Source organism: Methylosinus sp. RM1, assembly GCF_011378635.1.
Classification (GTDB): domain Bacteria; phylum Pseudomonadota; class Alphaproteobacteria; order Rhizobiales; family Beijerinckiaceae; genus Methylosinus; species Methylosinus sporium.
This window is the reverse complement of sequence record NZ_WOVC01000020.1, coordinates 59970-73164: the sequence shown is the minus strand read 5'-3', so window position 1 is coordinate 73164 and position 13195 is coordinate 59970. Positions and strand designations below refer to the sequence as shown.

Here is a 13195-nt window from a genome sequence, read left to right as displayed (position 1 = left end):
GCGCGGCGATGTGATCGTCAACGCCGCCGCCTATACCGCCGTCGACAAGGCCGAGCAGGAAGAAGAGCTCGCGTTTCGCGTCAATGGCGAGGGCGCCGGCCATGTCGCCGAGGCGGCGGCCGAGCTCGGCGTTCCGCTCATCCATTTTTCCACCGATTATGTGTTCGACGGCTCCGCGCCGCGTCCCTATCGCGAGGACGACGCAACCGCGCCGCTCGGCGCCTATGGCCGCTCCAAGCTCGAAGGCGAAAGGCGCGTCGCCGCGCTCTGTCCGAACTCGGTCATTCTCCGTACGGCCTGGGTCTACAGCCCCTTCGGCGTGAATTTCGTGCGCACTATGTTGCGCCTCGGCGAGACGCGCGAGGAGGTCGGCGTCGTCGCCGATCAGCTCGGCAATCCGACGAGCGCGCTCGACCTCGCCGACGCCGCGCTCGCCGTCGCGGCCCGCCTGCGGCAGGACGGCGCGCCGCAGCTGCGCGGCGTGTTTCACATGACCGGCGCCGGCGAAGCCTGCTGGGCCGATGTCGCAGAGGCGATCTTCGCGCGCGCGACAGAACATGGCCGTCGAGCCGTGCGCGTGCGTCGCATCGCGACGGCCGATTTTCCGACGCCGGCGCGGCGCCCGGCCAATTCGCGCCTCGACAACGCCGAGCTTTCACATGTCTATTGCGTCGCTCTGCCAGACTGGCGCCGATCGCTCGCAGCCTGCGTCGACAGGCTGCTCGCCGGCCCCACAGACCGAGGAGCCTGAAAATGCGTGGAATCATTCTCGCCGGCGGCAGCGGAACGCGACTTCATCCCGCGACGCTCGCCGTCTCCAAGCAATTGCTGCCGGTCTATGACAAGCCGATGATCTATTATCCGCTGAGCGCGCTGATGCTCGCCGGCGTGCGCGAAATTCTCGTGATCACGACGCCAGAAGATGAAGCGGCCTTTCGGCGCCTGCTCGGCTCCGGCGCGCAATGGGGCGTCTCTTTCACCTACGCCGTGCAGCCGCGCCCGGATGGGCTGGCGCAGGCCTATGTCATCGGCGCGAGCTTCGTCGAAGGGCGAAGCTCGGTGCTCGTGCTCGGCGACAATATTTTCTACGGCCATGGCCTCACCGAATCGCTGACCAAGGCGAAGGCGTCGCGCCGCGGCGCCACCGTCTTCGCCTATCACGTCGCCGATCCCGAGCGTTACGGCGTCGTCGATTTCGACGCCGATGGCCGCGCGCTGTCGCTCGAGGAGAAGCCGAAGGCGCCCAAGTCCAATTGGGCGGTCACGGGCCTCTATTTCTATGACGAGCGCGCGCCGCATTTCGCGGCGGAGCTGCGGCCTTCGCCGCGCGGCGAATTGGAGATCACCGATCTCAACAACATCTATCTCCAGCGCGGCGAATTGACGGTCGAGCGATTGGGGCGCGGCTTCGCCTGGCTCGACACCGGAACGCCGGCCTCGCTGCTGGAGGCGGCGGAATATGTGCGCGCGATAGAGCTGCGGCAGGGGCAGCGCATCGCCTGCCTCGAGGAGATCGCCTTCCGCCAAGGCTGGATCGACGCCGACACGCTGCGCGCCGCCGCGCAGAAATTGGTCAAGAGCCAATATGGCGCCTATCTGACGCAAGTGGCGCGAGAACGTTGAGACCGCTCAGGCCATGTGATTGCGCACGAAGGCGATGAGGCCGACGATGATTCCGTAGAGCGCCAGCGAAATCGCGAACAGCACGCCGAAATAGAGCCAGCGCCGCGGATAGCGGGCCTCCTCCGGCAGCGCCGGAGCCTCGATCTGATGCAGATAGAGCAGCTTGCGCTCGCTGAGCAGACGGGCGCCATCGAGCGAGGCGGTGGCGATCTCATAGCTCGACTCGGCGATCTTATGTTCGAGATCGAGATTGGCGAATGTCGTCATCTTGCCGGAGAGCGTTTTGCGCGCGAGCGCGTCGATCCCCTGCGCCTCGCGCTTGGTGATCTCCGCTTTGCGCTCGACGATCTGCTTCTCGAGCGCCTCGATGCGTCGCTTCATCACCCGCATCTGCGGCGCGCTCTCGTCGACGTAACGCGACTGCGTGAGATATTCCTGCTGATATTTCAGCAGATCATGCTCGATCGCCGAGATCAGCTCGCTCTGCGATTTGCTCGTCTGGCGGACGTCGATCAGCCCTTCCGCATTGCGCGCGCGCTCCAAATTCACGCGCGCGACCTCGAGCCGCTTGGCGGCGCGCGCGAGATCCTGCTCCGACGCCCGGACCGTGTCCTGCCGCATCCGCTCATTGAGCTCGTTGACCAGAGCCTCGCAATCGGCGATCACCCTGTCGCCGATGGCCTTGGCGTCGGCCGGCGAGAAGGCGCGAATCGTCAGCGTGACGATTCCCGATGGAAAGCCGATCGTCGCGGCGGTCATCTTCTTCCAGTAATCGGTGAATTTCTCGATCGATTTCGACTTGTCGAAGCGCGCCCACCAATCGATCCGCTCGGCTCCGTAGCGCTCGCGCAGATCGACCTGCCGCTCGAGCTGCTCCACCATCGCCCGGCTCTGAATATAATCGGCGATGATCATCGTATCCTGAAAAATCATCATCTGCGGCAGGCCGGTCACGGAGCCGAGGCCGTCGAGCTTGGGAATGGCCGCGCTGCTCACGGTGAATTTCGCCTCGGCGACATATTGGTCGGAGGCGAGCGCGCCGTAGTAGAGCGCCCCCGCGACATTGGGGATCGCCACAATGACGATGGCGAGAATCAGGAAGGCGATGCGCATCGCTCTGGCGCCGCGGCGCTCCGCGAAGCTGGATTTCTGATAGGCGCCGCGCGCGCGCGCCGAAAAGCGCGCCCGCCGCGCCGCCTCCGACAAGAAGCGCTGGACGGCCTCGGCGCGCTCCAGCGCATTGACGGTGCGAAGTTCGGGAGACTTTTGAGGCTCGTCCATCCTCGCCCTATCTGTTCACGCGGTTGTACATTTCGATCGCCTTGCCGACCGTGTCGAACATGAAGAGCCGCCCCTCGACCAGCACGCCGCCGCGATCGCAATAATCGGCGATCGTCTGCATGGAATGCGAGACCAGGATCACGCTGGCGTTCTTGCGCCGCTGATCGAAAGCCTCCTGGCATCGCTTCTGAAAGCTCATATCCCCGACGCCGGTGATCTCGTCGATGAGATAGACGTCGAACTCGATCGCCATGGACATGCCGAAGGCGAGACGCGCGCCCATGCCCGACGAATAGGTCTTGACCGGCGCGTCGAAATAATCGCCGAGCTCGGAGAATTCCTCCACGAACATCGCCGCTTTGCGCGGATCGGCGCCATAGATGCGCGCGACGAAATGCACATTCTCGCGGCCCGTCATCCCCGAATGGAAGCCGCCGCTGAAGCCGAGCGGCCAGGAGACGCGCACGGTGCGGCGCACCTTGCCGGAATTCGGCAATTCGGTGCCGGCGATGATCTTGAGCGTCGTCGATTTGCCGGCGCCGTTGACGCCGAGCAGGCCATACGAATAGCTCGAGTCGAAGACCATCGACACATGGTCCAGGATGATCTTCGAGTGGCGCTCGGTCTTATAGAATTTGAAGACGTCTGAAAGTTGGATCATCTTCTCTTCGAGCCGGTTTCGTCCAGAACCGCCGACGACGCGAACCGCGGCTCTTATAGCGCAGCGCGCCGGCCGCGTCCACGCACGCGGATCGGCCTATTTTCCGCCACTTTTGCCCTCGCTCCGCCGCGCGTCCCTTCGGCCTCGCCTGCCGGACCTATGGTCAAGGCGGCGCGGCTCCACTATAGGACGCGGGCTCGAAGCCCCGAGCCGACTCGCATCCGCGGAAAGCAGAGCCTTGTTGCCGAGAATTCCTTCTTTGCGTCGATCCGGCCTGCGACGGCTCGGCTGGGAGAGCTGGCAGGCCATCGATCCCGACCCGCTCTTCGTCTTCGCCCCACGATTTTTTCGCGCGGCCTATATCATTCTCGAGGTCGCCGACGCCGATCAGACGCTCGACCCGCGCATCTATATCGATTTCGGCAAGGGCTTCGTCCCGGATGAGGAGATCGAGCTCAAGCACACGCGCGACGGCATTTATGTCGTGTCGCTGCGGAGCTTCGGCCGCGTGCACCATGTGCGCTTCGACCCTTCCTCATACCCTTCGAAGTTTCGCTTTCGCGCCTATATCGCCTATGACGAGAAATCGGTGCGCGCCTTCGTCGGCAAACGCCTGCGCGCTGCGGCGAGGGGCGAGCGCGCGGCGCCGCTCTGCGAGATCATCGCGCGGCCGGGCGCGGCGGAGCTTTCCGGCGTCGGCGCGCGCGTCGCCAAGGTGCGCGGCGCGACGCCGCATTTCGAGCAGGTGATCGCCATGGCGAATCATCGCTTCGCCGGCGCTCCGGCCTGGCCCGGCGAGCGCCCCGCCGTCTCCTTCGTCACGCCGGTCTATGACGCGCCCGCGCTCTATCTCGATCAATTGCTCGACTCCTTTCGAATTCAAAGAGCCGGGGCCTATGAGCTGATCCTCTCCGACGACGGCTCGACCTCGCGCGAGACGATCGACTGGCTCGCGCGCCATGACGCGACGCCCGATGTGACGATTTTGCGCGCCGAGCGGAATGGCGGCATCGCCACCGCCACCAATCGCGGGCTCGCCGCAGCGCGCGGCGATTGGGTCGGCTTCATCGATCACGACGACGCGCTCGCACCCTTCGCCGTCGACGCGCTGCTGGAGACGATCGAGCGCGCGCCGCAGACGCAATTCGTCTTCACCGACGAGATCGTGGCCGACGCGCAGCTGCAGCCCAAGCATTATTCGCTCAAGCCGGCCTTCGACCCGGTGCTGCTCTCCGGCGTCAATTACGTCAATCATCTCTCGCTCTATCGCCGCGAGCGGCTGCTTTCGCTCGGCGGCCTGCGGCAGGGTTTCGACGGCTCGCAGGATTACGATCTGCTGCTGCGCTACACGCGCGGCCTCGCGACGGAGGAGATCGTCCATCTTCCCTATCCGGCCTATTTGTGGCGCCGCGACGGGAAGAGCTATTCCGTGAGCTTTCTCGATCGCGCCACGGCGGGCGCACGCCGCGCTCTTTCGGAGCATTATTCCGTCGACGGCGCGCCGGCGCACATCGAGCCGGCGCGCAACGCCGATCTTCATCGCGTGCGATTCGCGCCGAAAGAGGATGCCTGGCCGCTCGTCTCCATCATCGTGCCGAGCCGCGATTCCTTCGCGCTCGTCTCGCGCCTGCTCGACGATCTGACGCGCCGGACCGACTATCCGAACATGGAGATCATCGTCGTCGACAATGGCACGAAGGACAAGAACGTTCTCGATCTCTATGAGCGGACGAGAGCCGCTCATTCCTTCTTTTCCGTCGATATCGTCGAGGAGAAGTTCAATTTCGCGCGGCAGGTCAATCGCGGATTGAGAGCGGCGCGCGGCGACTGCCTATTGCTGCTCAACAACGACATTCAAGTCATCGACGCCGGCTGGCTGAAGGAGATGGTCTCCTGCCTCGCCTATCCATCGACAGGAATCGTCGGCGCGCGGCTGCTCTATCCCAATGGAACAGTGCAACATGCGGGCGTCATCATGGGTCTCGGCTCGGTGGCGGGACATTGGTTCTGCGGAATGCCCGGCGATTTTCCCGGCCCCATGGGCCGGCTCGGCCTGCGCCAATCCATGGCGGCGGTGACGGGCGCCTGCATGTTGGTCACGCGCGCATGTCGCGACGCGATCGGCGAGCTCGACGAAGAGAATTTCGCGATCGCCTATAACGACACGGATTATTGTATGCGCGCCGGCCGCGCTGGCTTTCGCGTCATATGGTCGCCTTTCGCAACGCTCTATCATCATGAATCGGCGAGCCGTGGCAGCGACGAGACCGACGCCAATATCGCGCGCTTCCGCCGCGAACAGGATGCGCTGCGCAAAAAATATGATCTGGCGGCCTATGTGGATCCCGCATTCAGCCCTTGGTACAGCCGCGACAATGCGGCGCCTCGCCTGCAACTGTTGAGCAGCCTTCCACAGGGGCGGCATTTCCGCGTGTGAGCGCCGCACAATTGCCAAACGCGGCCCGACGGCGTAATCCGTCGCGCCGCGTCACGGCGGGGCGCTGCGCCGCCCGAGCGCAACGCGCTCGAAAAACGAGAGCTCGGATTTGTTTTCGACGCGATGAAAAACGCGTCTGAATCATTGGGGAGGGACGATCGGATCGATGTTGAGGACGCTGCGAGACAGGCTGCTGAAACGCCAGGCGTCGCTACGGTCGGCGGAGATTTTCGACTCCTATGTGGCTCGCCTTCCGCGCCTGCAGAACGCCGTCGACGCGATCGGCGGATGGAGCTGCGCCTTTCCGCCCGAATGCGGCGTCAGCGCCGGCGCGATCGAAGCCTTCGACGATTCGCGCATTCGCTGGGCGATCGATTGTTTCGGCTCGCTCGCGGGCCGCTCTGTGCTCGAGCTCGCGCCCGGCGAAGCGGGCCATAGCTTTCTTCTCGAATCCGCCGGCGCGCATGTCGAGGCGATCGAGCCGAGCCGCGCCGGCTTCATCCGCTGCCTCGTCGCCAAGGAAGTGATGCGCCTCCAGCGAACGCGCTTTTGGCTCGGCGATATGGAGGCGTTCCTGCGCGAGACGGACAAGCGCTACGATCTCGTCGTCGCCTGCGACGCATTGCGCCGCTTCGCCGATCCGCTCGCGGCGACGGCGCTTCTCGCGCGCCGCGCCGACGCGCTGTTCATCCATACGCCGATCGCGGCGGACGGCGCGCCCGCCGCGGGCGACGCGCTCCCACGCCGCGACGATCTGATCGAGACATTGCGCGACGCCGGATTTTCGAAGATTCGCAAGGCGGAGAACGGCTCCGCCGCCGCGCTGTCGATTTTTGCGCGCAAATGACGACGCGGCGCCCGCGCGCCATAGGAGCATGGCGAATGTTCTTCACGCGCAGGCGACGGCGGGAGCTCTTCGGCTATATCGATCAGAGGAGCGGCGGCCGCGTTTCCGGCTGGGTCTACGACCGCCTGCGGCCGAGCGATCGATTCGAGGTCGAGATATGCTCCGCCGGCGCGGTCATCGGGCTCGCCCGCGCCGAGCGGCCGCGCGACGATCTGGCGCGGGCCGGATTCGGCGACGGCCGCTACGGCTTTCATTTCGATTTGCCGGACGGGGATTTTCCCGATGAGACGCTCGCCGCGCGCGTGCGCGGAGAGGATTTCTGGCTGCTCGAAGGCGCGAGCCGGCCGAGCTTCGCCGAGGAGCTGATCAACTCCACGCGGCGCGGCCTGCCGCGGCTCGAGCCGACACTGTCGCTGCGCCAGGCCGATGCGCGCGACAGCGAAATCGCCGCGGAATTGCAGAGCGCCTGGAGGCTGCATGTCCATGGCCGCGGCGCGCAGCGATTGGGCGGCGGCGGCGCCATGTGGACCGATATCGTCTCGCGGCGCCATCGGCCGCTGCTCGGCCTTTTGGACGGCGGCGATCCGCGAGCGCTCGCGCAATGCCTCGTCGGCGTGCAGAAATCCGCGGCCGCCACCGGGATCGAGCAGGGCGAGGAGGCCTATCGGGATTTTCTCGCCGCCTCGCCACAGGGCCGCCGCGCCGCCGTCGCGCCCTTTCACGACATGCTGGCCTCGCTCGCGCAATATTTGGGCGTCGCGCGGGTGGAATGCGCCGAGCAGGATTATGAGGGCGAGACGCTGGTCGCCGCATCGCAACGGCTGGTCGCCGAGATCGAGGCGGCGCTCGGCTTCTCCATCGCGCCGCCGGCGGTCTTCGACGGGCTCTATGGCCTCGAGATCGGCGAGAGCGTTCTGCACGGCCGCGATATTCAGGCGCTCTATCTGGCGCTGCGCGCGATGGAGGCGAGCGGCGTCGCGCGGCCGAAGATTTGCGAGATCGGCGGCGGCTTCGGCAAGGCGGCGCGCTACGCGCTGCTCGCCGGCGCGCGCCATTACACGATCGTCGATCTGCCGACCGTGGCCGCCGTGCAATTCTTCGCGCTGCGCCGCGCCGCGCCCGAGATCCCCGTGCAATTCCGCCATCCGTCGGAGCCCTCGCGCGGCGCCGGCGTCGATCTCGTCCTGGCGCCGGAGATCGACGACGCCGCCGTCGTCGACAGCGACATCATCGTCAATTGCGACTCCTTCCCCGAAATGGGCGACGCCGTCTGCCGCGGCTATTTCGCGCGCATCGGCCGCTGGGCGCCATTGCTGCTCAGCGTCAATCAGGAGGCTCATCGCCAGGTCGGCTCCTCCGGCCGGCAGTCCGTGGTCGGAGCGCTGCTGCCCGATTACGGCTTCACGCGCGGCTACCGCTTCCGCAGCTGGATAAGGCGCGGCTATGCGGAAGAGCTGTGGCGCGCGCCGGAGCGCCGCGCACAGACCCGCGCGAAAGCAGAAAGCATAGAGATTTCAGAAACCTTTTGATGCTTAGGCTAGACTTTGTCTCGGCGGATGGCGCGACCATCCGCCCGAACCGTCGCCCCGGCGCGCAATCGATCCCCGCTCACAAGGACGTTTTTTCTATGCGTTTCGACGATATGAAGCTCGGCGCCAAGAGCCTCCTCCCGCTCGTCCTGACCTGCATCCTCTTTTTCGGAGCGACGGCGCTGGGCGTCTATCGCATGAACGATCTCGGCCAGCGTTATCAGGAGCTGACCGAACATTCCTACGCCGCCGTGGTGAAGCTGCTGCGATCCAATCGCGCCATCACCGAGTTCGGCCTCTCGATCCATCAGATGATCGCCTATGACACGGATTCGGCGATTTCCAAGACCGCTCAGCAGGAGGCCGCCTCCATCGGCCCACGCGTCGACCAGATGCTCGGTGAGGCGATGCAACTCGATCCCGCCCATGCGGCGACGATCAAAGCATATCGCGACCGCTTCGCCAAAGTCTTCGAGCAGGCCAAGCCCGTGATCGTGATCGCCCAGGAGCTGCCGGCGCTCGAGCTCGGCGCGCGGATGAAGCCGCAGGATTTGGAACAGCTCGCCAGAGGCATGGCGCTGCTGCGCGGCGTCGATGAAGAAATCCGCGCCATCGCCAATGAGATGCGGGCAATCTATGTGGCGGCGGAGGCGGAAGACAAGCGCGTCGGCGAAGCGCTGCGCCGCGAGTCCGAGCAGACGATCTGGACGATGATCGCCGTCGGCGTGATCGCCATATTGCTCGGCGTCGCGGCGTCTCTCTATATTTCCGGCCGCGAGATCGGCGCTCCGATCGCGCGCCTCGCCGAGCAGATGGGCGATATCGCCGAGGGCGATCTCGGCGTCGCCGTGGAGGGGATCGCGCGCGGCGACGAGGTCGGGGCCATGGCCCGCGCGCTCGACACTTTCAAGCGCAACGCGCAGGAGCTGCGCGCCGCGGAGGCCCGCGCCGCCGAGGAACGCCGCCGCAGCGACGAGTCCGAGGCGCGACGCAAGGCCGAGCAGGCGGCGGTGGAAAGAGAGCGCGAGGCGGCTCTGCGCGCGATCGGCGACGGCCTCGAGAAGCTCGCGTCGAAAAACCTCGCCTATCGTCTCGCCAATGAGATGCCGGACGCCTATCGCCGGCTGCAGAGCGATTTCAACGCGGCGATGGACCAGCTGGAAGCCGCGCTCCGCCTCGTGGCCGGCGGAGCGGACGCCATCGAATCGGGCTCGAGCCAGATCGCCATGGCCGCGGACGATCTCGCACGCCGCACGGAGCAGCAGGCCGCCGGCCTCGAGCAGACCGCCGCGGCGCTCGAGGAGATCACCACCACGGTGAAAAAGAGCGCGGAAGGCGCCGGTCACGCGAGCGACATCGTCGGCGCCACCAAGTCGGAAGCCGAGAAGAGCGGCGCGATCGTCCGCCGCGCCGTCGACGCCATGGGCCGGATCGAGCGCTCCTCGCAGCAGATCGGCCAGATCATCGGCGTCATCGACGAGATCGCCTTCCAGACCAATCTGCTGGCGCTCAATGCCGGCGTCGAGGCGGCGCGCGCCGGCGAGGCCGGCAAGGGCTTCGCAGTGGTGGCGTCGGAGGTGCGGGCGCTGGCGCAGCGCTCCGCCGAAGCCGCCAAGGAAATCAAAGGCCTCATCTCCACTTCGACGATCGAAGTGGATCAAGGCGTCGAGCTCGTCGGCGCGACCGGCAAGGCGCTCGACACCATCGTCGCCCAGGTGGCGGAGATCGACAAGGTCGTCGCCGACATCGCGGCCGGCGCGCGCGAGCAGGCGACCGGCCTCGCCGAGATCAACACCGCGGTCAATCTGATGGATCAGAACACCCAGAAGAACGCCGCAATGGTCGAAGAGACCACCGCCGCGAGCCATGGCCTGCGCAGGGAGACGGAAGCGCTGACGCGCTCGGTGGCGAGCTTTGCGCTCGGCGACAGGCCCGCTCCTGCGCCACGAGCGGCGCTGAAGACGGTCTCGGCCGGACGCGGCGGCGCCGCCCGCAAGCCGAAGGCGGCTCAGGACGATTGGGAGGAATTCTGATCGTCCGCCGAAAACGGCCCGACCTCGTCGAGACAGGCGGCGAGCAGCCGCTGCATCATCGGACCGCTGTCCTCATCGTCGAGCAGCGGCTCGACCCGCAGCACCTCGCGCAAGAGCGAGAAACCGATGAGACAGGAGACGAACAACGCCGCCCGCTGCTGCGCCCCCGGCCCTTCGAGCTTGGCGGCCAGCGGCCCGATGAAATCGCGATTGCAGCAGGCGCGAACGAGATTGCGCGCCTGCGGGCTCGTCAGCGAGCGGACGAAAATCTGCAGCCCGTCTCCCTGCTGCGGGTCGAGCGCGAAATTCGCGAAGACCGCGCTCAAGCGGCCGCGCTCGGCCGATAAGAGGTCCGCCGGACAGGCGTCGAGGACGGCGGCGGCGAAGAGCTGCTCCTTGGAGCCGAAGGACCGGTGCACCAGCGCCACGTCGACGCCGACATCCGCGGCAATATCGCGCAGCTTCACCTCCTCATAGGAGGCGCGCGCGAAACGCGTCACCGCGGCGGCGAGAATGCGTCGCCGCGTCGCTTCCCCCGAACGTTTCTCGCATTTCTTCGGCCGCACCAGAGTCCTTTCCCCGGAAGCAGAATTGTTCGCGCGCTGCGCGGCGTCAATCGGCATTCAGCGGCAAAAGGAGTCCGGCGCCGAAATTTTTGCACATTCGCCCATTAGGGGAATGTGAACCTTTCCTAGCCAAGGTCACGTTCGCTATCCGTATGGTGAACTCGGCGGAGGGGCTCGACCTCCGGCGTCGCTCGGCGACCGGTTCACCGGCGATATCAACAATGGTTGACAAATCAGGCCGATTCGATGATTTTCGGCCCCATAGTTTCGCTCTAGTCGAGGGCGGCGACTAAAGCGCTACTTTCATGTTCCTCGGAGGGTCTCATGCATATCAAGAACAGCCTTTCCGCTCTCGCGGTCGCCGCCGTGCTCACGGCCGGCGCCGCTCAGGCGGCGGATCTGCCCTATCGCAAGGATGCGCCGGTGTTCGCGCCGCCGCCGCCGGTCTTCTCCTGGACGGGGGCCTATGTCGGCCTCAATGTGGGCGGCGGCTTCAAGGCGGACAACAGCTTCGGCGGCGACGTCAGCGGCGTCGTGGGCGGCGGCCAGATCGGCTATAACTACCAGATCTCGCCGCTCTTCGTCGTCGGCCTCGAGACCGATTTCCAGGGCACGAGCCTGCGCTCCAACAATGGCTTCGGCAACTCCAGCCTGCCCTGGTTCGGCACGGTGCGCGGCCGCGCCGGCTTCGCTCTGCTCGAGTCGAAGCTCTTCGTCTATGGCACGGGCGGCTTCGCCTATGGCGAGCTGAACACGCCCTTCGGCAGCGACACCCGCACGGGCTGGACCGCCGGCGGCGGTCTCGAATACGCCTTCCTGCCGAACTGGTCGGCCAAGGTCGAGTATCTCTACACCGACCTCACCAATAATGACGGCTTCGCCTTCGGCCCGCAGCGCGCCAAGTTCCACACGGTTCGCGCCGGCATCAACTATCACTTCAATCTGTTCTAGCCGGAACGCCGCATGGCGCCTCTCTCAGGGGCCATGCGGACGACAGGCGGCGGACGGCAGGCGCAAAAACAAAAAAGGCGAAGCGACCATTGGTCCGCTTCGCCTTTTTCTTTGGAAGATCAATTGCGCCGGAGACCGGCTCCCGGCCGCCGCGGCGGCCGGGGAATTCTCGAAAAGCGATCAGCCCTTGGCGGCCGCCGCCACTTCCGCGGCGAAATCGCTGGTCTCTTTCTCTATGCCCTCGCCGAGCGCATAGCGGACGAAGCCTTTGAGCGCGATCGGCGCGCCGGCCTTGCCCTCATGCTCCTTGAGCGTCTGGGTGATGGTCTTGCCGGCGTGATCGGGATGGTTGGAGACCTGATCGAGCAGCAAGACTTCCTTGTAATAGGTCTTGAGGCCCGAATCGATGATCTTCTCCAGCACATTGGCCGGCTTGCCGGCGTTCTTCTCGGCGAGCAGCGCCTTCTCGCGCTCCACCGTCGCCGGATCGAGGCCGGAAGCGTCGAGCGCCAGCGGATTGGCCGAGGCGACATGCATGGCGATCTGACGCGCGAGGGTCGACAGGACTTCCTTGTCGCCCTTCGACTCGAGCGCCACGATCACCGCGATCTTGCCGAGACCGTCGACGATCTGCGTATGGACGTAGCGATTGACCGCGCCCTCCACCTTCAGCGGCGCGACGCGGCGCAGCGTCAGATTCTCGCCGATGGTGGCGATGCCGCTGGTGATGGCGTCGGCGACCGTGCCGCCGCCCGGATAGGCCTTGCCGGCGAGATCCTCGGCATTGGCGGCGCCGGTCTCCAGCGCGACTTTCGCAATATTGCCGACGAGCTTCTGGAAGTCGTCATTGCGGGCGACGAAATCGGTCTCGGAATTGACCTCGACGACGACGCCGACGCCGTCCTCGACGATCGCGGCGACGAGACCCTCGGCGGCCACGCGGCCGGACTTTTTGGCGGCCTTGGAGAGGCCCTTCTTGCGCAGCCAGTCGACGGCCGCCTCGATATCGCCATTGGTCTCATTGAGGGCGGCCTTGCAATCCATCATGCCGGCGCCCGTGCTCTCGCGCAGTTCCTTGACGAGAGCGGCGGTGATCTGGGCCATGGGGTTAGACACCTCTAGCTAGAGCTGACGCCGGCCCCTATCGGAGCCGGCGCGATAATCTGTCGGGAATGTGACGCTAGAGCGTCATCCGATCCAATCGGATCGGATGACGCTCTCATTTCTCTATTTGGGAGCGAATTCTGATCGATCGAACGATTCCGTT

At 65.7% G+C, this 13195-nt stretch carries 11 protein-coding genes; 7 read left to right on the top strand and 4 right to left on the bottom strand.

The window, feature by feature from the left end; all coding sequences use genetic code 11:
* Both rfbD and rfbA read left to right on the top strand, forming a co-directional pair.
* Window positions 1-751: dTDP-4-dehydrorhamnose reductase (rfbD, locus tag FMZ75_RS14260; RefSeq protein WP_166143703.1), on the top strand; the 751-nt coding region annotated here is incomplete at its 5' end.
* Window positions 752-753: 2 nt separating this feature from the next.
* Window positions 754-1623: a glucose-1-phosphate thymidylyltransferase RfbA gene (gene rfbA, locus FMZ75_RS14255; RefSeq protein ID WP_166143701.1), complete on the top strand. Its 870-nt coding sequence runs from the start codon at window positions 754-756 to the stop codon at window positions 1621-1623.
* Window positions 1624-1629: 6 nt separating this feature from the next.
* Here the strand turns inward: rfbA and FMZ75_RS14250 are convergent, their stop codons facing one another.
* Window positions 1630-2904 (bottom strand): lipopolysaccharide biosynthesis protein, encoded by a 1275-nt coding sequence (locus FMZ75_RS14250; protein WP_166143699.1) that lies wholly within the window; start codon window positions 2902-2904, stop codon window positions 1630-1632.
* Between the two features lie 7 nt (window positions 2905-2911).
* A complete protein-coding gene (locus tag FMZ75_RS14245; RefSeq protein ID WP_166143697.1) occupies window positions 2912-3565 on the bottom strand; it encodes an ABC transporter ATP-binding protein in 654 nt (217 codons plus the stop codon).
* Between the two features lie 259 nt (window positions 3566-3824).
* Between FMZ75_RS14245 and FMZ75_RS14240 the strand changes: the two genes are divergently transcribed.
* The 4 genes from FMZ75_RS14240 to FMZ75_RS14225 all read left to right on the top strand — a co-directional run bounded on the left by FMZ75_RS14240 (window position 3825) and on the right by FMZ75_RS14225 (window position 10411).
* Window positions 3825-6002, top strand: coding sequence for a glycosyltransferase (locus tag FMZ75_RS14240; RefSeq protein ID WP_246728971.1), 2178 nt, complete (start codon window positions 3825-3827; stop codon window positions 6000-6002).
* 166 nt (window positions 6003-6168) lie between these two features.
* Complete coding sequence (locus tag FMZ75_RS14235; RefSeq protein ID WP_166143693.1) at window positions 6169-6849, top strand: bifunctional 2-polyprenyl-6-hydroxyphenol methylase/3-demethylubiquinol 3-O-methyltransferase UbiG; 681 nt, start codon at window positions 6169-6171, stop codon at window positions 6847-6849.
* 35 nt (window positions 6850-6884) lie between these two features.
* Entirely contained in the window at window positions 6885-8378 is a 1494-nt protein-coding gene (locus tag FMZ75_RS14230; RefSeq protein WP_166143691.1) for a hypothetical protein, read from the top strand.
* 98 nt (window positions 8379-8476) lie between these two features.
* Window positions 8477-10411 (top strand): methyl-accepting chemotaxis protein, encoded by a 1935-nt coding sequence (locus FMZ75_RS14225; RefSeq protein WP_166143689.1) that lies wholly within the window; start codon window positions 8477-8479, stop codon window positions 10409-10411.
* Here the strand turns inward: FMZ75_RS14225 and FMZ75_RS14220 are convergent.
* The gene (locus tag FMZ75_RS14220) at window positions 10387-10977 is read right to left on the bottom strand and encodes a TetR family transcriptional regulator (protein ID WP_370464720.1); all 591 of its coding nucleotides are present in this window, start codon (window positions 10975-10977) and stop codon (window positions 10387-10389) included. The genes FMZ75_RS14225 and FMZ75_RS14220 overlap by 25 nt on opposite strands.
* 324 nt (window positions 10978-11301) lie before the next feature.
* Here FMZ75_RS14220 and FMZ75_RS14215 point away from each other — a divergent pair, with 324 nt between their 5' ends.
* Complete coding sequence (locus tag FMZ75_RS14215) at window positions 11302-11928, top strand: outer membrane protein (RefSeq protein ID WP_166143684.1); 627 nt, start codon at window positions 11302-11304, stop codon at window positions 11926-11928.
* Window positions 11929-12108: 180 nt separating this feature from the next.
* Here FMZ75_RS14215 and tsf read toward each other — a convergent pair whose 3' ends face one another.
* The gene (gene tsf, locus FMZ75_RS14210; protein ID WP_166143682.1) at window positions 12109-13032 is read right to left on the bottom strand and encodes a translation elongation factor Ts; all 924 of its coding nucleotides are present in this window, start codon (window positions 13030-13032) and stop codon (window positions 12109-12111) included.
* Window positions 13033-13195: the final 163 nt, after the last annotated feature.

Coding starts and splice junctions, on each gene's coding strand:
- FMZ75_RS14230 (WP_166143691.1), top strand. CDS start 6,885: ATGTTCTTCACGCGCAGGCGACGGCGGGAGCTCTTCGGCTATATCGAT.
- FMZ75_RS14235 (WP_166143693.1), top strand. CDS start 6,169: ATGTTGAGGACGCTGCGAGACAGGCTGCTGAAACGCCAGGCGTCGCTA.
- FMZ75_RS14250 (WP_166143699.1), bottom strand. CDS start 2,904: ATGGACGAGCCTCAAAAGTCTCCCGAACTTCGCACCGTCAATGCGCTG.
- FMZ75_RS14225 (WP_166143689.1), top strand. CDS start 8,477: ATGCGTTTCGACGATATGAAGCTCGGCGCCAAGAGCCTCCTCCCGCTC.
- FMZ75_RS14245 (WP_166143697.1), bottom strand. CDS start 3,565: ATGATCCAACTTTCAGACGTCTTCAAATTCTATAAGACCGAGCGCCAC.
- FMZ75_RS14215 (WP_166143684.1), top strand. CDS start 11,302: ATGCATATCAAGAACAGCCTTTCCGCTCTCGCGGTCGCCGCCGTGCTC.
- rfbA (WP_166143701.1), top strand. CDS start 754: ATGCGTGGAATCATTCTCGCCGGCGGCAGCGGAACGCGACTTCATCCC.
- tsf (WP_166143682.1), bottom strand. CDS start 13,032: ATGGCCCAGATCACCGCCGCTCTCGTCAAGGAACTGCGCGAGAGCACG.